This window comes from Rothia mucilaginosa ATCC 25296, assembly GCF_000175615.1.
Taxonomy (GTDB): domain Bacteria; phylum Actinomycetota; class Actinomycetes; order Actinomycetales; family Micrococcaceae; genus Rothia; species Rothia mucilaginosa.
The window spans coordinates 1-20,712 of sequence record NZ_ACVO01000010.1 but is presented as its reverse complement, the minus strand read 5'-3'; the positions used below and the strand labels follow the sequence as shown (position 1 = coordinate 20,712).

The 20,712-nt window shown below is 58.0% G+C and carries 15 protein-coding genes and 1 riboswitch; of the genes, 6 read left to right on the top strand and 9 right to left on the bottom strand.

Annotated features, from left to right (window positions below; all coding sequences use genetic code 11):
- The first annotated feature begins 59 nt into the window (after positions 1 to 59).
- A complete protein-coding gene (locus ROTMU0001_RS02980) occupies positions 60 to 3,074 on the top strand; it encodes a choice-of-anchor M domain-containing protein (protein WP_005508047.1) in 3,015 nt (1,004 codons plus the stop codon).
- A gap of 107 nt (positions 3,075 to 3,181) precedes the next feature.
- Here the strand turns inward: ROTMU0001_RS02980 and ROTMU0001_RS02975 are convergent, their stop codons facing one another.
- From ROTMU0001_RS02975 to ROTMU0001_RS02955, 5 genes are all read right to left on the bottom strand, one after another.
- Entirely contained in the window at positions 3,182 to 3,841 is a 660-nt protein-coding gene (locus ROTMU0001_RS02975; protein WP_005508046.1) for a hypothetical protein, read from the bottom strand.
- A gap of 148 nt (positions 3,842 to 3,989) precedes the next feature.
- A complete protein-coding gene (locus ROTMU0001_RS02970; RefSeq protein ID WP_245534276.1) occupies positions 3,990 to 4,766 on the bottom strand; it encodes a hypothetical protein in 777 nt (258 codons plus the stop codon).
- 153 nt (positions 4,767 to 4,919) lie between these two features.
- Entirely contained in the window at positions 4,920 to 5,411 is a 492-nt protein-coding gene (locus ROTMU0001_RS02965; protein WP_044142267.1) for a hypothetical protein, read from the bottom strand.
- Between the two features lie 412 nt (positions 5,412 to 5,823).
- On the bottom strand, positions 5,824 to 6,258 hold the full coding sequence (locus ROTMU0001_RS02960) for a hypothetical protein (RefSeq protein ID WP_005508043.1): 435 nt from the start codon (positions 6,256 to 6,258) through the stop codon (positions 5,824 to 5,826).
- Positions 6,259 to 6,303: 45 nt separating this feature from the next.
- Positions 6,304 to 7,053 carry a hypothetical protein gene (locus ROTMU0001_RS02955; protein ID WP_005508042.1) on the bottom strand — a complete coding sequence of 250 codons (750 nt, stop codon included), beginning with the start codon at positions 7,051 to 7,053 and terminating at the stop codon, positions 6,304 to 6,306.
- A 270-nt stretch (positions 7,054 to 7,323) separates the two neighbouring features.
- On the opposite strand from ROTMU0001_RS02955, the gene ROTMU0001_RS02950 reads away from it, so the two are divergent.
- From ROTMU0001_RS02950 to ROTMU0001_RS02940, 3 genes are all read left to right on the top strand, one after another.
- Positions 7,324 to 7,986: a hypothetical protein gene (locus ROTMU0001_RS02950; RefSeq protein WP_005508041.1), complete on the top strand. Its 663-nt coding sequence runs from the start codon at positions 7,324 to 7,326 to the stop codon at positions 7,984 to 7,986.
- Between the two features lie 237 nt (positions 7,987 to 8,223).
- Positions 8,224 to 8,463, top strand: coding sequence for a hypothetical protein (locus ROTMU0001_RS02945; protein ID WP_005507323.1), 240 nt, complete (start codon positions 8,224 to 8,226; stop codon positions 8,461 to 8,463).
- A 129-nt stretch (positions 8,464 to 8,592) separates the two neighbouring features.
- The gene (locus ROTMU0001_RS02940; protein ID WP_005508039.1) at positions 8,593 to 9,309 is read left to right on the top strand and encodes a DUF6318 family protein; all 717 of its coding nucleotides are present in this window, start codon (positions 8,593 to 8,595) and stop codon (positions 9,307 to 9,309) included.
- 113 nt (positions 9,310 to 9,422) lie between these two features.
- Here ROTMU0001_RS02940 and ROTMU0001_RS02935 read toward each other — a convergent pair whose 3' ends face one another.
- Entirely contained in the window at positions 9,423 to 9,869 is a 447-nt protein-coding gene (locus tag ROTMU0001_RS02935; RefSeq protein ID WP_080548158.1) for an MFS transporter, read from the bottom strand.
- Positions 9,870 to 9,928: 59 nt separating this feature from the next.
- Between ROTMU0001_RS02935 and lacZ the strand changes: the two genes are divergently transcribed.
- A complete protein-coding gene (gene lacZ, locus ROTMU0001_RS02930; RefSeq protein WP_005508037.1) occupies positions 9,929 to 13,009 on the top strand; it encodes a beta-galactosidase, LacZ type in 3,081 nt (1,026 codons plus the stop codon).
- Between the two features lie 147 nt (positions 13,010 to 13,156).
- Here the strand turns inward: lacZ and ROTMU0001_RS02925 are convergent, their stop codons facing one another.
- The 3 genes from ROTMU0001_RS02925 to ROTMU0001_RS02915 all read right to left on the bottom strand — a co-directional run bounded on the left by ROTMU0001_RS02925 (position 13,157) and on the right by ROTMU0001_RS02915 (position 18,861).
- Positions 13,157 to 15,139: a M13 family metallopeptidase gene (locus tag ROTMU0001_RS02925; RefSeq protein ID WP_005508036.1), complete on the bottom strand. Its 1,983-nt coding sequence runs from the start codon at positions 15,137 to 15,139 to the stop codon at positions 13,157 to 13,159.
- A gap of 341 nt (positions 15,140 to 15,480) precedes the next feature.
- On the bottom strand, positions 15,481 to 17,808 hold the full coding sequence (gene metE, locus ROTMU0001_RS02920) for a 5-methyltetrahydropteroyltriglutamate--homocysteine S-methyltransferase (protein WP_005508034.1): 2,328 nt from the start codon (positions 17,806 to 17,808) through the stop codon (positions 15,481 to 15,483).
- 147 nt (positions 17,809 to 17,955) lie between these two features.
- Positions 17,956 to 18,861, bottom strand: coding sequence for a methylenetetrahydrofolate reductase (locus ROTMU0001_RS02915; protein WP_005508033.1), 906 nt, complete (start codon positions 18,859 to 18,861; stop codon positions 17,956 to 17,958).
- Positions 18,862 to 18,978: 117 nt separating this feature from the next.
- Positions 18,979 to 19,095, bottom strand: a riboswitch (SAM riboswitch).
- A 416-nt stretch (positions 19,096 to 19,511) separates the two neighbouring features.
- Here ROTMU0001_RS02915 and ROTMU0001_RS02910 point away from each other — a divergent pair.
- On the top strand, positions 19,512 to 20,712 hold a 1,201-nt coding region (locus tag ROTMU0001_RS02910; protein ID WP_245534275.1), incomplete at its 3' end, for an ATP-binding cassette domain-containing protein.

The following is a 20,712-nucleotide window of genomic DNA, read 5'->3' as shown; positions in this document are numbered from 1 at the left end:
AAATGACAATTATTTGCAAAAGAGCTACCCTAAGAAATAGAAAAATGAGAAAGGTTGTCATGAGCTCTCAGAAGCAGACCCAACGACGGGTCACCACACACACCCCCGCACTCTTCATCCCTGGCGGCAAGCCCGCCCTCCGCCGCGCAGCCGCATTCCTTTCCGCCGCAGCACTGCTCGCGCTCGCCGGCGCTGCCCCCTCCCTGCCCGCCGCAGCAGGCCCCGACGACGGCAAAATCGTCACCACCAAGGGCCACGTTGACGCCCCCAAGGCATACTGGGACGAGCAGAACGGCACCTTCGTCCTCATGAACGAGGCGAACCCCTACAAGACCGGTGCAGACACCTACGAACTGGACAAGACCGTCAACTGGGTCGGCAAGGGCTACAGCACCAGGGACGGCAAGTCGCAGTACACCATGACCCTGGGCGACTCGCCCTCCCTGGCGTTCCTCGGCGAACCCGGCCAGACCCTCTACATGGCACCGCACCTGACCTACGGCAACCAGGACCCCATCTGGGCTGGCCTGGGCGCATCCACGAAGGTGCCCACTGAGCGTTTCCGTGACGGCGTGTTCGCTACCGACATTCTCTCCGTTGAGGGCCCCGGCCGTATGGAGCTCTTCCGCTACAACCCGGACGACGCCCCCGCTGACGTGTACCGTATGCTCTCCAGCAGCTCGACCGGCTGGCACTCCTGGCTGCTCGACAAAGGTAGCCACACCCACAACACCACGACCTTCACCCGCCCCGGCCGCTACGTGGTCACCTACCGCACCGTGGCGCGCTCCACCGACGGCCGCATCATTAGCTCCAAGCCGTCGAAGCTGGTCTGGCAGGTTGGTGGCATGCAGCCCGTGCTCGGTGACGGCACCCCCACCGCCGTGCCCACCGTCGACCGCTACAACGCGGCACCCGTCGGTGACCTGGACGCCGCAAAGTACGTGCTGTCCGTGGCACCGCACCGCCTGGACGCCGACCCGGCTAAGAACAAGGACGCCGACGACAAGCTCAGCGACATCACCTTCACCGCCGCGAACAAGAACCTCAAGGGCACCCTGACCCTGTACAACAACGGCTACTTCCTGACCGACCTGCCGGTCGTGAACGGTACCGCCACCTGGTCTGAAATGCTCGGTAGCGAGGGTTCCCAGCTGCAGGCTGTCTTCACCCCCGACACCTCCGATGCGAACAGCGCGGAGGCGTCCCGCTGGATCTCGCACAAGCTCACCTACGAGCCCGGCAAGGCTGAGAGCGTGTACAGCGATGACGGTAACGGTTCCTGGCCCGAAGAAATCCCGGATCAGGCGAACACCGTACTCAGCACCCAGCAGTACACGCCGACCAGCATGGACTACGACGTGACCGTCACCCCGAACGGCAACGGCTTCAGCACCGTTGAGGTCCGCTTCAAGGACCCGAAGGTGCGCGGCTTCATGCGCGGCGGCTTCTACGCCCAGGATGACCCGGTCTACCCGTACCTCGACCTGGAAGGCTCCGTTGAGGATGGTGTGGCGCGTTTTACCTTCCGTGATGAGTCGTTCTACAAGGGCACGGCTCTGCGCGTGAAGATGCTGACCCACCCGGATATGAACGCTTCCGCCTCCACCACTGAGGTTGCGGCGAACTACGAGCCGGGCACCAAGTACACTGCGCACGGTGCTTTGGCTCCCGATAGCGCACCCATTAGTGATGCGCCGAAGCCTGCTCCGGTGGATCCGTCGCCGAGCGCTGAGCCTACCGTCGCGCCGACTGAAGCTCCTAGCGCTGAGCCGAGCGAGGCTCCTTCCGAGGCTCCGACCGCTGAGCCCAGCACCGTTCCGTCGGTGTCCCCCAGCGAGGTTCCGACCGTGCCTGCGGTGCCGACCCCCTCCGCAGAGCCGAGCGTGCCTGCTCCGGTGCCCTCCACTCCGGCTCCGACGACTCCGGCGCCCGCGAACCCGACCCCGAGCGCACCTGCTCCGACTAGCCCGGCGCCGTCTGCGCAGCCGTCCACCCCCGGAACCCCGGGTAACCAGTGCGTGCCTGGTCAGATTGACGGTCGCACCAAGATTTCGCACGGCCACCTGGACATTCAGGCGACCCTGAAGGACCGCCAGCTGTCCGTGGGTCTGCGTGATGACAGCGGCATCATTGACGCTGATTCGACGGTGCGCCCGCTCGATTCGGTCGTGTGGACGGTCAGCGAGAACGCCCGCCGTGTGCGCACCGAACGTATGGCTGATGAGAAGCTGAACTTCATGGGCCCGGTCGGTACCGCCTTCTACGGCCTGCCGCAGACCCAGCAGAGCGGCCTGCCCTGGCCCGGCTACAACACGCAGGACATTGACTACTCGCAGCTGCGCGGCCCCGTGCGCCTGCACGTGGTTCCGAAGGTTATGCCTGAGGGTGCGCGCTTTGGCATGTTCACTGAGTCGCTGAATGGTGCGGATGTGCTGCTGGATTCGACGACCGGCAAGACCACGATCGACATTGATTACGCGACGCACGCGCACGCGAACTGGGTGTTCTCTGAGCCCGGTCAGTACATGTTTGACGTGCACTATTCCGCGACCCTGGCTGATGGTACTGAGGTGAACAGCCCGGTGCAGCAGCTTGCGGTTGCTGTGGGTAAGAAGGCGTCGGATGCGTGCTCGTTTGAGACTGCCGTGCCGAAGGACCCGAACGCGGCTGCGGACGACTTTAGTGGTGTGCGCCGTGTGGATTCGGCAACCCCGGGCGGTACCGCTGGTGCCAACCAGCCCGGCTCCGCGAAGTCTGGTGCCGCGCAGGCTGGTCAGTCCGGTCAGGCTGGTGCTTCTGGCGCTGCCGGTGATGTGAACGCGCAGGGCTCCTCTGAGGGTTCGGCTGATGGTTCTGCTGGCGGCGTGTACCCGGGTGGTGTCTCCGGTGGTGGTACTGGTGGCGGCTCTTTGGGTCAGTCCGGTGTGTCTGCTGCGTCGGGTGGCGTGAGCTCCCAGCAGGGCGGCCTGGCGCGTACTGGTTTCGGTGCGGTGTCTGTGGCTGTGGGTGGCGCACTGGTGCTCGGTGCTGGCACTGCGATGGTGCTGCGTTCTCGCCGCCGCGCCTCTTAACGCTCGCCGCGTGAGGATGCGCTGATACGATAAAGCCCCCGCGGCTGAGAGGATGACTCTCGGCTGCGGGGGCTTTCCTGTGCTTGATTCTCGGGGTTGATGCGGTGCTACATATCCACGTCGGCAAGACCAGTTACCTTCTTGCGCTCCCTAAAGTAGGGGACTATCTCACGACCATCATCTAGCTCATCCACCCGAGCAATATCACTTGGATTATTCATATCAGGCCAGCGGTCATTATCAATCCTGAACCGCACAATCGCCATCAGACGATAATTCTTGTGAATAATCGGAGAGAAAGCAGCAATCAACTTCCCAGACTTGCTATAGAAAGAGACGAGGTCCTGACTATCTACAGCAAGTGCCTTATAGTATTCAATTCCGTCAATAGCGTTGACCGGGTAAACAGTTGTACGCGCCGACCACATACGCTGCTCAATACCTTCAGGGGAGATCTTCACATAGGCAATGTGTACGTACCAGGCATACATCATGAGCCCGATTGACCCAAGTAATGCAATCGATTCATAGAAGATACCCGCAGAACCCTCGTCAACAATATGAAGGTAGAGAAAAAGGCACGGAATCCCAGGGGTAAATATTGTTAGAAGAGCCTCGGCCTGATTAACTCGTCGGATGTACGCACCTTGGCGGCGGCGCTCCATATCCTTCCAGCGCTGAATCTCATAGTTGATAATGATGTAGAGCGTCCCGGTTACCGAGATGAAGGCCATAATGCCCCAGATAATAATCAGGAAAATGCGCATGACAGGTTCTCGTTTCGTGTGGTTGGTGAATATCCGGAAGCGCACCACCGGCAGGTGGCGTACCTTCCCCAAGGATACCCCGGTGTGCGAATCGTCCTAGACCGTGCGCTTGGCGCACAAGGCTCCTCAACCCGCGGGGCTCCACGGTTTAGCTTGCTGCAGGTTCAGCCTCCGGGTCCTCCTCATCTTCCTTCTCGGGGATAGCAACACCCACGGTCACGTACCTCTTCACCAGCAGGTACGAGGCGATCACCGGCACCACATACACCAGCGACAACCCGCTACCTGACTGCACAACATCAGCGGCAAGACGGACCGCCGCCAAACATCCACCCAAACCCACCAGGGCTACGCAGAAGCCACGCAACACGCCATACCCGGCAGTGCCCTCCTCAAAGGTCGACGCCCACAGCTTGAACAGGGTGCGGCGCACAAAAATCAGGAAAACCGGCACCAGGCACAGCACCACCGAAATACCCACAGGCTCATAACCGGCAGCAGCGAAAGAAACCACCGGAATCAGCAGGCAGAAGAGCACCATCAGGGCGCTCACACCCAGCACCACCGCGCGCACATACCGGTTGATGCGCTCCATACGGCGCAGGTTAGGGATCTCGTCGCTCGGCTGCGCGGCATTGTAGAAGAACAGCAACAGAACCAGTGCGGACGCCGCCACATACCAGGGCGCGAAATTGATGCCGTCCACCTGCGGGGTGAAGGCAACCTGCGGGACACCCGCCAGGGAGAGAGCAGCGAGCAGAACAATCACGGCGACGCAGAGCGTGCCCACCGTCAGCAGAAAGTAGTGGTACGCGCCGCCGTTCTTGGTGTTTTTCACGCACTGCTCATGCGTGCCGTCAATCGTCACGACCGAAAACAGCATGATCGAGATGGATAGGATGCTCCACGCGTATTCACCCGTCATGACGGGGACAAGCATGAGAAGAATGGATATAGAGAAAAGAATCCACAGGCATACTCGCTGCAGTGTTGGTGAGGAGGCGAGGGCCTCTCCAAAAAAGCCGATGATAAAGTCGCCGATAAAGCTCACGGTGGATTCCTTTCTGCGGGGGTGGGGTTACTCTTTGATCTCTTCAAAGCGGAGGACGCTGAAGTCGAATTCATCGTTTCGGGTCAGCAGAGACTTATATGCCCTGTATTTCTTGCCCGTCTTGAAGTTCTGGAGGTAGGGGTAGATACGTTCTCCATCGGGGGCGTTCGATGTTGTGATGATTCCGCACTCTTCCGTTTCGAATTCACCGGAGATTGAGTAGGGGTCCTCATGTTCAATGATTTCGACTGAGGTAACAGTGCAGATAGTGGAGTCGTTGTATGGGTTGACATAAAAAATGAAATATAAGGACGCGGGAAATGCCAGAATGCACAACATCAGTAGGATTCTCTCGCGGTCACGCCAAATATCGTTAGCCTTTGAGCGAAGAAAATTCTTGAAAGCGACTTTCTTTGTGGGCTTCTTCGTGATAATAGATTTTTTCTTTGGGTAACCATTTTTCTTTGAACTGTTTCTTTTCTTTGAAACATTCTTTTTCCTTGGGGAGTTCTTTTTCACTGCTTTTCACCTTCTTTCTGGGCTAGAGGCTGTTGCTCTGTGATGTCTTCAAAGCGGGTTGCCTCAAAGAGCTGCACTCATGGTGTGTACGTCCTTGTGCGGTAGTGGTTGGTGAATCATGCTCGCTACGGCGAGGTGGCGGGCACATCCTTAGCCTATCGCACGGTATCTGACCAGAAGGTTAACTCGACGCAATGCTCGGGTGAAGACTGGGCGACCATTCATCAGAGGGCCGGGCCCTGTGTGTGACCACCCGATTTCCTGAGATGCCCCGAGGGGGAGCCTACCCCTCCTGAATTGTTGAAGGTGAAGGGTGGCGCGAAATGGTTTGCCGATTTCATATGGAAAGCCCCGGACGGTGCGAGTTGAAGACTCGCGCCACCCGGGGCTTTATTTATGGCTCATGAGCTGGTTATTCTTTGATTTCTTCAAAGCGGATGGCGGTGAAGCCTGTTTCATCGTTACGGGTATCGAAGGACTTATAGGCCCTATATTTCTTACCCGCCTCAATACTGTTGAGGTAGGGGTAGATACGTTCCCCATCGGGAGCGTGCCACATCGTGATAGTTCCGCACTCTTCCGTCTCAAAGACACCGGAGATTGCGTAAGGGTCCTCGTGCTCAATAATTTCAACCGACTCGATAGTGCATATTTCAGAGTCATTATTCGGGTTGTAATGAGTCATGAAATATAAAAAACCAAATACGGCGATAACACCTACACAAAATATAATGGCTTCACGGTCATACCAAATATCTCTTCCTTTTCTACGAAGATACTCTTTGAAGGTAACTTTATTCTTCTTTTTCTTTGAACTATTCCTTTTCTTCGAAACATTATTTTTCACCGTGAATCACCTCTTCCCAGCGTAGAAATTTACAGCTTCACTAACTCATTCCTTTTCGCGGCGTGCCTCTTCGCGCGCCTGCTGACGCTCCAGCCTACGCGCCTCATTACGCGCAGCCCTACGGCGGCGCTTCTGACGCTCACTCTTCGTCACACCCACCACATACTTCGTCTTACACAAGTCATAAAACTGGGCATAAATATCGCGCGAAGAGCCATACATCCCCACCACACTCATCACATCCAGACCGTCCTCCTCAGCCCAACGCCCGTGATCGTCACGGTACAGCACCTGCGCCATAAGAATCGTCGCATCGAACTGATACGGGTCAAAGCTGCAGGTACGCTTACCCATTTCGGTACTGCCGATGCGCAAGAACCCGTTCTTGCCGTTGTTCTCCACATGTGCGAACGTAATCGAGGGGTAGGTGAAAGTGCGTTCCTTCCACCGCCAATTACGCCACCGCACGTGATCCTCACGCAGCTCAAGGTAGAAGGCGTAGCAGTGGTTCAGCGGGATAGCGCCCAGCAGACCAAGAGACACGATACTAAAAATGAGGCCAGAAATTGCAACAGTAAATTCTTCTGTTCCTGGTTGGGCATCCCAGCGACCAAGAGATAGCCAAATAAGCGGTGCACCGACAAACCCGAGAATAGTCACAAACCAGAAGAAGATAAACGCCGCGATGGGTCTCTTCTGCCTCTTATTCAGGGTGGGTTTGCCGAGCTTAATACGGATACCCGGTATCAGGGCGACGATAAGCCCCCAAAGGGTTCCGGTTTCAGCAGCGTTCATAGTGTGTACGTCCTTGTGCGGTAGTGGTTGGTGAATCGTGCTCGCTACGGCGAGGTGGCGGGCACATCCTTAGCCTATCGCACGGTATCTGACCAGAAGGTTAACTCGACGCAATGCTCCGGTGAAGACTCGGCAACCACTCTGCAGATAACCCGAATCTGGGCTTAACCACCCAATTTCCTCGGCTACTCTGAGAACGAACCCGCACCCTCCGCATCGTTGCCGGAAGGCTGCCGGTCACCGATAAAACAGAAAGGGTAGTTGACCACCATGATGATGAACTACACCATGATTGCCCTCTGGGGCGTAGTAAATGTCCTACAGATGTACAAGATGGTCCGGTCCATCATTGTCTACGAAATCAACCGACGCCGAGACAAGAAGCTGTACGCCAAAAACATTTACATTACTCGAAGCGACCGCTCCGAAATAATTGTGCTTGCCGTCGCGCTTCCCATGACCCCTGCTCTGATGTTTATGGTGCATCTGCTGGGCGATATAGGATTCCATTTTCTATATGATGTCGGAGCTTTCCTCTTCACGTGCTTTCTTCTATATGTCTTTAACGAAACCGCTGGTTCTTACACTAAAATCTCGCCGGAAGGATTCGAAGAGGACAACGGGCACGACAATAAAACCTTCTACCCGCTCAACGCGATCGATAAGGTCACGTATACGCAGAGTTCCGACAGTGAAATTTCAGACTCCGTCTCCTTCGACACGAAATCGGGTAAGCGCATTGCGCGTTTCGGGCCCATCTATGAGGGCTACCCCCTCCTCGCAATGACCCGATTCAGGATCGAAAACGACCGCTGGCCAGATATGAACAACCCCGAAGAAGCTGCGCAGGTCAAGGCGTGGATGAACTGGAACTCCACCATCCCGCACATCAAGGACAAGGAAATTTCGGGCCTCGCCGAAGTAGACATGTAGCCCGCAATTCAGCCCGTATTTAGCGTGTGCCCGGCGTGTTTCTCAACCAATATTTCCGTAATTTTTCTGCCGGAAAAACGTTGACTAGCCCGCATGGTCTAACCCTCAACTAGAAGGTGCACTCTGCGCGCAAAAACATTAACGTTGAGGCTTACAATAAGAAATGGTTAATGCACAGCCGCACGCCGTGCACACGCCACGTCACTTCACAGAAACACCAACCCCGAAAGGCATATCATGGCCACCAAGAAGCCCGCACGCCTCACCCGCCGCGCAGCACTCGCCGCCGCAGGCGCAGGCGCAGCAACCGCCCTCGGCGCACTGCTCACCCCCGCACAGGCAACCACCTACCGCCCCACCGTGCGCCGCACCCCCTACAACGGCTACTACTCGCACCGTTACGGCCGCCGCGGCCGCATCGTCATCAGCGACTACTACGGTAGCTCCTACAGCCACTACTACTATTACGGCGGCTAAAGAATCCCAAGCCCAATAAACATATACTGGAAGACGGCACTACACTCACGTAGTGCCGTCTTCCCGTTAGATGCCGTAGGCATCACCCGCACCACGGTGCGGAAAATGCACCACAGATAGAGAGAACCCATGAAGAACGTAACCCGCCGATCCGCCCTCGGCCTGCTTGCAGTAACCGGCGGCGCAACCCTCCTGGCAGCCTGCGGTGCTCAGCCCCAGGCAACCAGCGGCAACGCATCCGGTAGCGCATCTGCTTCCGCAACTACGTCCAAGACCGCACGCACCGACTACTCCGGCGTTGCAACCCTCGACGGCTACACCTCCAAGCCTTCCGACTACCAGCCCGCAACCCGCACCGAGCCGTCCAAGAACGCCCCCGTGCCGACCAAGCCCGCCGTCGCCAACGAGAACAGCGTAGAAGGCCTGTACCAGTCCATCGCATTCTTCGGCGCAGCCATTGAGTACTACATGCGTACCGGCAAGACCGAACCCCTGCGTGAATGCGCGGTTGACAACTCCGAGCTGAAGAACATGCTCGAACCCGAAGAAGGCACCCTGGGTGCTGGCCTGCAGCAGGGCAAGATTTGGATGCAGGACCCCTCCGTCACCATCACCATGCTTACCGCACAGCCCGAGCGTGATGGCGACGCCTACAACTGGAATATCCGCCTGACCATGGACAGCGGTGAGTTCATCGCAAGCAAGGACCGTGTGGAGAACGCTTCCTCCGATTCGGACCGTAAGAACGATGTGGAGCGCACCCTGCACGGTGTCTACGAGAACGGTGCGTGGAAGCTGACCGGTATGCGTACTTCTTCCTCTTCGTCCTCGGCTTCTGCTTCCTAAAAGCTTCAGCCTAGAAGCGCGTAGCTTCTACACCTAAAAGGCGCCCGCTCCGTGGAATAAACCCACGAGGCGGGCGCCTCTCTCATGCGGTGAAGGACCTACCCTGCTTTTACCTATGCAGAAGCAAGCTTCGCCTCAAGCTCCTTCACAATCTTCGCGTGTTCCTTCTCAGAGATAGAAACCTTGAAGAAGAAGGCGAGGAACGAGCACACAATAATGGCCAGCGGCACATAGAAAGCAGCCGTGTTGAACGTCTGAATGTTCTGCGCGGTGAGGCTATTAGGATCTGCACCGTTAGTCATAGCGGCAGCAACAGCAACCACACCCACGATGCTGTTAGAGAGAGCACCAGCGATCTTGTCGAGCATCGGGCGGACGGACAGGGTAACTGCCTCGTTGCGCTGACCGGTCTTCAGCTGGCCGTACTCAATGGAGTCGGTCAGCGCCAAGATAGCGGTCATCTGGATGAAGGTGTTCGGGGTGTAGAACAGGACCAGTGCCACGTAGACCAGAGCCAAGTTCTGCGGGAAAAGAATGAACAGAATGTAGGCGGCAATCATCACGCCTTCCGGCATCCTTAAAGGGACCAAACAAAGATGTATACGAGAGGAAGGAAGACATGTCTTCCACCGAACAAACGACTCCCGTAGTCTCCTCCCAGTCACCCTCAGCAGCGTGGCTTGATGACCCCACTGTGTACGCTGTCAACAGGGAAGCAGCGCACTCCGACCATCACTCCTCAAACCCCCAGCAGAGCCTCAACGGCACGTGGGCTGTCCGCACTGCATGGGCCTCAGAAATTGATGTCACCACCGCAGAATTCGCCGCCCCCGCCCTCGACGAAAGCGACTACCAGAGCATCCCCGTCCCCGCCACCCTGGAAACTGAGGGACTCTGGCGCCCCGCCTACGTCAACATCCAGATGCCCTGGGACGGCCACGAAAACCCCGAAGCTCCTCACATCCCCGAGAAGAACCACGTAGCCCTCTACCGCAAGCACTTCACCCTGGAGGGCGACCTCAAGAAGATGCTGAGCGAATCAGGCCGCATCACGCTCGCCTTCGAAGGCTTCGCAACCGCAATTTACGTGTGGGTCGACGGCATCTTCGTTGGTTACGCAGAAGACGGTTACACCACCACCTCCTTCGACATCACCGATATCGTCAGCAAGGGCGCAGAAGGCAACCACACCCTGACCGTCGCATGCTACGAATACTCGAGCGCTTCATGGCTGGAAGGCCAGGACTCGTGGCGTTTCCACGGCCTCTTCCGCGCTGTGAACCTGGTAGCCCGCCCCGCAGTCAGCATCGCCTCCCTCACCGTTGAAGCAGACTACGATGCACCCACCGGCGAAGCACACCTGGACGCTCTCGTCACCCTCAATGGTGAAGAAATCAAGGCGTACACCCTGCAGGCTAGCGTCCTTGACGGCACCCAGGTCATCTGGTCTGGTACCGTCGCCGCCGAAGACGCATCCGTGCGCATCTCCTCCGACGCCCTTGAAGGTATCGCTCCCTGGTCGGCTGAATCTCCCTCTCTCTACACTCTGACGGTGGATCTGCTCCACGACGGCAAGACCGTAGAATCCACCAGCCAGCGCGTCGGATTCCGTCGCTTCCGCATCGAGAACGGAATCATGACCCTCAACGGTCACCGAGTCCTCTTCAAGGGTGTCAACCGCCACGAGTTCCACCCGCGTACCGGCCGCGTCCTGACCGTTGAAGACATGACTTCAGAGATTCTCTTCTGCAAGCAGCACAACATCAACGCTATCCGCACCAGCCACTACCCCAACGATTCACGCTTCTACGCCCTGGCCGACGGATACGGTATCTACCTGGTTGACGAAGCAAACCTGGAAACTCACGGCTCCTGGTGCACCCCCGGTGACATTCCCACCCCCGAGACCACAATCCCCGGCTCCCGCATGGAATGGGAAGGCGCCTGCGTTGACCGCGTAGAATCCATGATGCGCCGCGACTACAACCACCCCTCCGTAGTAATCTGGTCGCTCGGTAACGAAGCATACGGCGGCGAAGTATTCCGCTCCATGTACCGCCGAGTCCACGAACTGGACCCCAACCGCCCCGTACACTACGAAGGCATCACCTGGCACCGCGAATTTGATGACGTCACCGACATCGAATCCGGTATGTACACCCACGCTGACGTCGTTGAAAAGTACCTGTCGAACAACCCTGAGAAGCCCTTCATCATGTGCGAATACATGCACGCAATGGGCAACTCGGTCGGCGCTATCGACGAATACGTCGCACTGGAACGCTACCCCCACTACCAGGGCGGTTTCATCTGGGACATGATTGACCAGGCACTCTGGCACCCCGGTGAGAGCGAAGGCGCCCCCGAATACCTCGCCTACGGTGGCGCATTCGGCGAACGCCCCTGCGACTACGAATTCTCCGGTGACGGTATCCTCTTCGCCGACCGCAAGGTAAGCCCCAAGGTCGCTGAAGTGAAGGCAGTGTACTCCAACCTGCGCATCACCCCCGACCAGAAGGGCGTGACGGTCGTCAACGACAACCTCTTCACCTCCACCGCAGACTACACCTTCAAAGCTAGCCTGCTGGTCAACGGCGTTCCTCAGTGGCAGGAAGACTACTTCTTCGGCGTAGCCCCGGAATCCACCCACGAGCTGGCAATTCCCTGGCCCCTGGAAGAATACGCTACCGACAACGCAGAAGTAACCCTGGACGTCAGCCTCGTGCTCACTGAAGACGCCGCATGGGCTCCTGCAGGACACGAAATTGCCTTCGGTCAGTACGTCATCCCCGCATCGCAGGCTGAAGCAAACACCGCTGAAGGCGCAGCAGATGCGACGGTGACCGTCGGCCGCTGGAACGTCGGTCTGCGCAACAACCAGGCTGAAGTTATTCTGTCCCGCACTCAGGGCGGCATCGTCTCCTGGGTACACAACGGCACCGAGCATGTTATTCGCCCCCCGAAGCTCACCACCTTCAGGCCCCTGACCGACAACGACCGCGGCGCCGGACACGGTTTCGAACGCGCCCAGTGGACCGTTGCAGGCCGCTACGCCCGTTGCGCTAACGTTGCTGTCGAGCAGCCCAGCGATGACAGCGTGGCAGTGACCTACACCTATGAGCTGGCAACCCCCGCTCACACCGCTGTTACGGTCCGCTACGAAGCACAGAGCACCGGCAACGTGCGAGTAACCATCGACTACCCCGGCGAGAAGGACGCACCGTCCCTGCCCGCATTCGGTCTGGAATGGGCACTGCCCGGCGAGTTCTCACACCTGCGTTACTACGGCCTCGGCCCCGGTGACTCCTACCCCGACCGTTGCAGCGGCGTCCGCCTGGGCGTGTGGGAAAGCACCCCCGAGCAGGACTACGCACCGTACCTGGTACCTCAGGAAAGCGGCAACCACATGGGTGTCCGTTGGGCTGAAGTGACGAACGACAGCAACCACGGCTTCCGTGTCCGCCAGCTGCAGACTGCCGGTGAGGGCCTGCACGTATCGCTCCTGCCCTACTCCTCCTACCAGATTGAGGAAGCTTCCTACCAGTGGGAGCTGCCCGAGAACAACCGCACCTACCTGCGTATCCTGGCAGGTCAGCTTGGCGTTGGTGGAGATGACTCGTGGGGCTCGCCGGTACACAGCCAGTACCACATCGATGCAACCGAGCCGCTGCACATGGATATTGCGCTAGAAATTATCTAACGCAACGCTTAGCACAGTAGCAGTGGATACCTACCTTCGTGTAGCGTCCGCAGTTCTCTAGAAAAGAGGCGCCCGCCTCGTGGAATAAACCCACGAGGCGGGCGCTTTTCTTATATGCGCAATAAAGCATATACCCTTATCGGGATGCTACCAGATGCGCACGCGCTCCTCCGGAGCCAGGTACAGTGCATCGCCCTCAGAGACGCCAAACGCCTCATAGAACTCATCAATATTGCGCACCACACCGTTCACACGGAACTCATCCGGCGAATGCGGATCCACCGAAATCATCACCTCAGCATGCTGCGGGCGGGACTTCGTGCACCAGCCGCGAGCATTCGAGAAGAAGAAACGCTGAATACCGGTCATGCCGTCAATCACCGGCGCGTCAGCCAGCGACTCAATGCCCTGCTTCTTCAAAGCCAGACGGTACGCCTTCAACGCAATCGACATGCCAGCCAGGTCGCCAATGTTCTCGCCCAGAGTCAGCTCACCGTTCACGTGGAACTTCGGGTCCAGACCCACCGGAACGTACGCGTTGTACTGCTCCACCAGGGCTGCGGTACGCTCCTTGAACTTCGCGTAATCCTCCTCAGTCCACCAGCTCTCCAGCTTGCCGTCACCGTCATAGCGGGAACCCTGATCGTCAAAACCGTGACCAATCTCGTGGCCAATAATCATGCCGATATTGCCGTAGTTCGCCGCATCGTCAGCATCCGGGTTGAAGTACGGCGGCTGCAGAATCGCTGCCGGGAACACAATCTCATTCGCCGGCGGCATGTAGTACGCGTTCACGGTCTGCGGAGTCATCAGCCACTCCGCCTTATCCACCGGCTGACCCTTACGGGCAATCAGCCAGTCAGCATCGAACGCACCGGTGCGGCGCAGGTTCTCGAACAGGTCACCGGGAACGAGCTCCAGCGCGGAGAAGTCACGCCACTTATCGGGGTAACCGATCTTGGTGACGAACTTCGACAGCTTCTCCAGCGCCTTCTGACGGGTTGCCTCAGTCATCCAGTCCAGCGACTCAATAGACTCGCGGTACGCCTCAAGGAGGTTGCCGACCAGAACCAGCATCTTCTCCTTGTGCGAGGGCGGGAAGTGCACAGCTACGTACTCCTGGCCAATCTCCTCACCCAGAGCCTTCTCGACAGCGCCCACGCCGCGCTTCCAACGCTCACGAATCTGCTGAGTACCGGAAAGGGTCTTGCCGTAGAAGTTGAAGCTCTCCTGAACCAGCTCGTCGTACATGAACGGCGCACGCGAACGCAGAACAGTCCACACAGCCCACAGCTTCCAGCTCATCAGCGGGATGGAGGTGAACAGCTTCGCCGCACCCTCAAAGAAGGACGGCTGAGCCACAATAACCTGACCCAGGGTCTCCGGGTCAGCACCCAGAGCCAGCAGCCACTGCGAGAACGGGAAGCCGGGGAACTTCTCGTCCAGCTCGGTCGCCTGGTACGGGTTGTAGGTCGCCTCAGCGTCGCGGTTCTCCACGACGTTCCAGTGCAGACGAGCCAGCTCAGACTCGTGGGTGAACACCAGCTGAGCCGCCTGCTCCGGGGTGAGACCGAAGCCCTCAGCCAGACCGGTCAGCTGGAACATGCGGGCAATATGCTCAACATACGCCGCGCATGCAGCCTCGTGCTTCTCTTCACGGTAGTAGGATTCATCCGGCAGACCCAGGCCCGACTGGTACAGGAAGAACGTGTAATTCTTCGGGTCCTTCGGGTCGTTGCTGGTGTACCAGGCGAACAGCTGCGGCAGACCCGCACGAGACAGCAGCGCCAAGGTCACAGCCAGGTGGGAGGGGGTTGCCGAGTTCAGAATCGGGGCGATTTCCTTCAGCAGAGGTTCCAGGCCGTCCGCCTCAATCTTCTCAACATCCATGAAGGAGTTGTACAGCGCGCCGATGCGGGACTCCGGCTGCTCCTTCGCGATCTTCTCCACCAGCTCACGCACGTGCTTCTCTGCGTTATCGCGGAGGGTGTACAGGCCGCCGTCCTTGGGGCGGTCCGCCGGGATTTCGTGGGTAGCAAGCCACTTGCCGTTGACGTGGCGGAAGAAATCGTCGCCCGGCTTGACGGTTTCATCCACCCATTCTTTAGTGATTCCAGAGTTAGTAGTCATGGTTCCATTCTATGTTCTTACGCCCCCAAGCCACAGGATGCCCGGCACGGCACCAGATGGTGGCTCACCGGTACAGACGCTTCTCAGGGGCATTTTGCCGCTCCTCAGCGGGCTACGCGGGTGGCAGAGAAAGCGGTAGCCCCTCCAGGATGCAGAAAACCCGCCCGCACGGTGCAGAAGAAAAACCGTACGGGCGGGCCTGTTATCTATCCCCAAAAGCTCGGCATACAGTCGGTACGCATACCGGCACGAAGCCGAACAGCCGCCACCTGCCGCAGGTTACCGCGAGCAAACCATCATCCGGTCAACCCACGGCAGGCAGCGGAACCAATAGGCGCCTCCTAGAGGGATGCGCGAATCGCCTTGGTGGCATCCACCAAGTGACGCAGAGACTGCTTGGTCTCCTCGTAATCACGAGTCTTCAGACCGCAGTCAGGGTTCACCCACAGGTCAGCAATAGTGCCGTAACCAATCGCAGCCTTCAGCAGGGACTCAATCTCCTCCTGCGAAGGAACACGCGGGGAGTGGATGTCCCACACGCCCGGGCCCAGACCGGAAACGAAGCTCTCCGGAATATCAGCCAGCAGCTCCATGTGCGAACGAGCCGCCTCAATGCTGGTCACGTCAGCGTTCAGAGCGTTAATCGAGTCGATAATCTCGTTGAACTCCGAGTAGCACAGGTGGGTGTGAATCTGAGTGGAATCCTTCACCGCGCTGGTTGCCAGGCGGAAGGAGTTCACCGACCAGTCCAGGTACTGCGGCTGCTCATCGCGGCGCAGGGGCAGCAGCTCACGCAGAGCCGGCTCATCCACCTGAATGATGCGGATGCCTGCCTGCTCCAGGTCAGCAATCTCGTCGGCAAGAGCCAGAGCAACCTGGTTAGCGGTCTCGCGGCGCGGCTGGTCGTCACGCACGAAGGACCACGCCAGAATCGTCACCGGGCCGGTGAGCATGCCCTTGACGGGCTTGTCGCTCAGCGACTGTGCGTGGGAGCTCCACGGAACGGTGAACGCCTCACCGCGCAGGCCCTCACCGTGACGCTTCACGTCACCGAACAGGATCGAGGGGCGGGTGCAACGCGAACCGTAGGACTGAACCCAGCCGTGGCGGGTGGTTGCGAAACCGTCGAAGTTCTCGGCGAAGTACTGAACCATGTCGTTACGCTCGGCCTCACCGTGAACCAGCACGTCCAGGCCCAGCTCCTCCTGCAGTGCGATAACCGAGGCAATCTCGTCACGCAGGAAGCCGTTCAGCTCCTCAGCGGAAATCTTGCCCGCACGAGCCTCCGCACGGCGGCGGCGAATCTCAGCGGTCTGCGGGAAGGAACCGATGGTGGTGGTCGGCAGCTTCGGCAGGTTCAGGTCAGCCTGAGCCTCACGGCGAACGTCAATGGTCGGGCGGTCGAAGTCCTCGGGAGTCACAGCTGCGGCGCGGGCACGAATCTCGTCGTTGTGCTTGCGCGGGTCAGCGGCGAAGCGAGCCAGCGCCTCATCAGCAGCCTTCAGCTCCGGCTCAACAGCGGCCTCACCCTCAGCCAGGCCACGAGCCAGCAGAGCAATCTCGGCGACCTTCTGATCGGCGAACGCCAGGCCGTCCACGGGAACCTCGGCGGGGTCTTCCAGAGCCAGGTCGTGCGGCACATGCTGCAGGGAGGTCGAAGAAGCCACAGACACGGCACCCTCGGATGCGCCGGGCAGCGCCTCCAGAGTCTTCAGTGCGGCACGAACATCGGCACGCCACACGTTACGGCCGTTCACAACACCGGCAACCAGGTGAACACCCGCAGCAGAAACAGACTCCAGCTCAGCCTTCGAGTACACGCCGTGCACCAGGTCAAGATGCAGAGCCTCAATGCCGGTACCCAGCAGTGCCGGCAGGTTCTCACGCAGGGAACCGTAGGGGCTGGTCACCAGAATCTGCGGGCGCTTCTCGCCAGCAGCCAGGGCACGGTAGGTGCGCTCAGCCAGCTGCGCAACCTTCGCGTTGTCGGCACGGTCCACGGTCAGGCCCGGCTCGTCCAGCTGAACCCACTCAACACCGCGCTCAGCCAGCTGCTCCAGCACCTGAGCGTACGCGGCAACGAACTCATCCAGACGGTCAACGGGGGAGAAGTCCTCAGCGGAACCCTGCTCAGCCTTAGCACCCAGCAGCAGGGTCAGCGGGCCAACAATCTGCGGGCGAACCTTCACGCCAGCCTGCTTTGCAACCTCAAGCTGCTCGTCAATAGCCTCAAGGTTCAGCTTAATCTCGGTACCGGCACCAATCTCGGGCACCAGGTAGTGGTAGTTGGTGTCGAACCACTTAGTCATCTCCAGAGGAGGCAGGGTCTCGGTACCGCGCGCCAGGGCGAAGTAGCCGGGCAGATCCAGCAGGCCGCGTGCATCCTTAGCCTCGGCCAGACGCTCGGGAACCAGGGTGAACAGGCGAACAACGTCGAGCACCTGGTCGTAGTAGGAGAAGGTCGCCGGAATCGAGTAGTTGTCAGCCTTCAGGCCGGCGGCGGTCACGCGCTCAAAGTAGGTGCGCTGCACGTCAGCGGCGGTATCCTGCAGCTCCTGCAGGGTGGCCTTGCCCTTCCAGAAAGCCTCCTGAGCCTTCTTCAGCTCACGGAAGCGGCCCACGCGGGGGTAGCCAACAATAGTTGCGGCGGGGAAAGCAACGTTAGACATAGTGCATATTCCTTTACTGGGGATAGAACTGGGAGAATCAGCGGGCCCTGCCGGCCCCGTCGATGGGGCCTAGGTCCGCGGGACGCTCCCGGGGTACTTTGGGGGAAACTTGGGTGGCGCATCCGCGCCGGGCGGAGCGGGTCGCGTTTAGGCGAATTCCAGCTCGCTCAGGGGCTGGGAGAAACGGTTGCTGTATCGGGGCAGGTCCAGCTGGTCCAGAACGTCCAGCACCGCGGCATGCTCGTTGAAGGTGAAGAAGTGCAGGCCCGGTGCGCCCGCATCCATCACGGCGCGGCACTGGTTCAGCGCGTAATCAACACCGATGCGGTGCAACTCTGCGTTGCTGGTCGCCGTCTCTAGGGCGTAAGCGAGGTCCGTCGGGACTTCCATGCCCGCCATCTGGCAAAGATTCTGCAGGCGCTTCAGCGAGGTTACCGGCATGATGCCCGGAATAATCGGAATATCTACGCCTGCCAGGTGCGCCGAATCGACCAGGGCGCTATAGCGTTCATCCTCAAAGAACACCTGAGTAATCGCGAAATCTGCGCCGGCACGCTGCTTCGACAGCAGAATCTCAATATCCTGCAGCAGGGACGCCGACTCGGGGTGCTTCTGCGGGTACGCCGCCACACCAATCGACACCTTGCCAGCTGCCAGGTGGGCGAAATCTTCACGCTCCACGCGGCGAATGAGCTCCACCAGGTAGCGGGCGAAAGGAAGCTCAGAAACCTGACCTTCCTGAATATCACCGCGAAGAGCCAGGAAACCGCGCACACCCAGACCCAGAATCAGGCGGACCGCACGCTCCAGCTCATGCACCGAATGGCCTGCGCAAATCAGGTGAGCCAGCGGGGTGAGGGATGTTTCGTGTACCAGGTGGTCGAGCAGCGCCAAGGTCTTCTGGCGGCGCTTAGCGTCACCGGCGTAGGTGACCGACACGTAGTCGGGGTTGGTGCCCTCAAGCTCCGCAATGGTGCGGAGCAGCGACTCACAGCTCGCCTGTGAGCGCGGAGGGAATAGCTCAAAAGAAAGAGCCGGGTGAACTGTAGCCATAACCATCCTTCGTGTTCACCCGATAGATACGCACCGTGAGGATGCGCGAATTCTTCTGCAGGATGCGCTGTACCGGTTTGCGGGTACGACTCATCAAGGGGTGCCGAAGGGTATTCTTCTCTATCGGTTCTGGCGGGAGCACCTTGTCCGTACCCTGCACCGTAACGGTGGGGGATACTGGCGAGGTTGCTGCGACGTCGACGAGCCAGATCTCTCGGTCGCTCTTGATAGATAACGCTTTCACTCTACCCACCGCCTCCGAGGGCGTGCAAGGGATACGGCGGTTGATGTCCTAATATTTCTGGACATGACATTGGGGAGAAATATGAACTTAATATGACCGACTATGACGAAGGGTGCTGGGGGCGTTGCGGGTAGAGCTGTCGGCTGACCCCTGGATGCCCGGAACTATCACAGATATATCTGCTTAATATTCTTGGACACGCACGAATATATGTGTTTTATATTTCATTGAAGAGTAGGGTTAGTTAGTGAGGCACGGGTAGTGTTTCAATGTCCGCTCATCGAGGAGTTTCAGGGCTCAAAGATGAGTTCAATACGACTTTGTGAGCGTGGTGAGAATGAAAAATCTATTTTCTTCTGTACTCTGGTCCTTCCGCCTAGCCTGGAAAACCTGTCCTGGGACCCTAGTGAGCGTCGCCCTATCACTAGCCGTCATAGCCTGCATTCCCCTGAGCCAATCCTTGCTAATCGGTAATACAGTATCAGCCTTGAGCGGTTCAAATGGTGGCGCGGCCTGGATTTATATCGTTGCTCTTGCCCTTGTTGTCGGAATTAATATCATTGCTCAACGCTGGGTAAGAAGTAACATGCTTATCCTCAAATCAAAGATGAACTATCGGGTTCACCGCATGTTAAATAACAGGTTATCTACTTTTCCGTTGTCTGATATTGGTAGCACAAAATCACAGGAAGATATACGTGCTGCAAGAGAGGCAATATCGAAACAGGAATTGCAGGTTCACACCATGTCAGTTATGACACTGGTGAGTTCCTTTGCGATGGTTTTCCTCCTCTGTTTTAATATTGCAAACGTCAGCATTGTGGCAGCAATTTTTGCGGCACTGTGTTCACTACCCCTATCTATTGCAATGGTAATCCTCGCTAAACGTGATTACGCTATATACACCCTAATGTACGAGGACTATCGGGTAGAGAACTACTATCTAGACAATCTGATGGCTCAAAGTCGCGCCCAAGAACTTCACCTCATGAGAGCCTCCCGATTTTTCTCGCAACGCGTAGCGTCCTGGCGACGCCGGGCAGCCGGTAGGGAATTGAGCCTTGAAAGTGTTAGAGGAATCATCTCCATAGTTGCAGGGCTACTCTGCTCTGTCTTACTTTTTGCGTCCCTGTACTTCCTCGTGGATTCAGGCGCCGATATATCGTATGTGGCCGGATCGCTGATTGGAATCATTACCTGTGTTAACGCGACCCAAGAGGTGGGATATTCATTTGGTCAGATTATTAATGGAGCATTATCTGTTCAGCAATTCCGAAGGGTATGCGACTCTGATACTTACGACCATGCTTCTGAGATAAAAACTTCTAACCCTAACCATGAAAATATTTCAAAAATTATATGCAAAGATGTATCCGTTCAGTATGAGGGCGCGTCGTCTTTTGCGCTTAAAGATATTAATCTTGAGCTGATGAATAATCAAATGATTGCAGTAGTTGGTGCCTCGGGCGCGGGAAAAACAACGCTAATAAATGCAATTCTTGGAATTACACCAATTGCCCAGGGGAGCATAACGTATAAGGGTGCTTCTTCTGAGAGTAAATACAACATGTTGGCAAATGTTGGTTTGGTGAGTCAAGACTACGGAC

Excerpts from the sequence above, each read along its gene's own strand:
- lacZ (WP_005508037.1), top strand. The coding sequence starts at position 9,929 with ATGTCTTCCACCGAACAAACGACTCCCGTAGTCTCCTCCCAGTCACCC.
- ROTMU0001_RS02970 (WP_245534276.1), bottom strand. The coding sequence starts at position 4,766 with ATGACGGGTGAATACGCGTGGAGCATCCTATCCATCTCGATCATGCTG.
- ROTMU0001_RS02925 (WP_005508036.1), bottom strand. The coding sequence starts at position 15,139 with ATGACTACTAACTCTGGAATCACTAAAGAATGGGTGGATGAAACCGTC.
- ROTMU0001_RS02915 (WP_005508033.1), bottom strand. The coding sequence starts at position 18,861 with ATGGCTACAGTTCACCCGGCTCTTTCTTTTGAGCTATTCCCTCCGCGC.
- ROTMU0001_RS02940 (WP_005508039.1), top strand. The coding sequence starts at position 8,593 with ATGAAGAACGTAACCCGCCGATCCGCCCTCGGCCTGCTTGCAGTAACC.
- metE (WP_005508034.1), bottom strand. The coding sequence starts at position 17,808 with ATGTCTAACGTTGCTTTCCCCGCCGCAACTATTGTTGGCTACCCCCGC.
- ROTMU0001_RS02955 (WP_005508042.1), bottom strand. The coding sequence starts at position 7,053 with ATGAACGCTGCTGAAACCGGAACCCTTTGGGGGCTTATCGTCGCCCTG.
- ROTMU0001_RS02950 (WP_005508041.1), top strand. The coding sequence starts at position 7,324 with ATGATGATGAACTACACCATGATTGCCCTCTGGGGCGTAGTAAATGTC.
- ROTMU0001_RS02975 (WP_005508046.1), bottom strand. The coding sequence starts at position 3,841 with ATGCGCATTTTCCTGATTATTATCTGGGGCATTATGGCCTTCATCTCG.
- ROTMU0001_RS02935 (WP_080548158.1), bottom strand. The coding sequence starts at position 9,869 with ATGATTGCCGCCTACATTCTGTTCATTCTTTTCCCGCAGAACTTGGCT.
- ROTMU0001_RS02980 (WP_005508047.1), top strand. The coding sequence starts at position 60 with ATGAGCTCTCAGAAGCAGACCCAACGACGGGTCACCACACACACCCCC.
- ROTMU0001_RS02945 (WP_005507323.1), top strand. The coding sequence starts at position 8,224 with ATGGCCACCAAGAAGCCCGCACGCCTCACCCGCCGCGCAGCACTCGCC.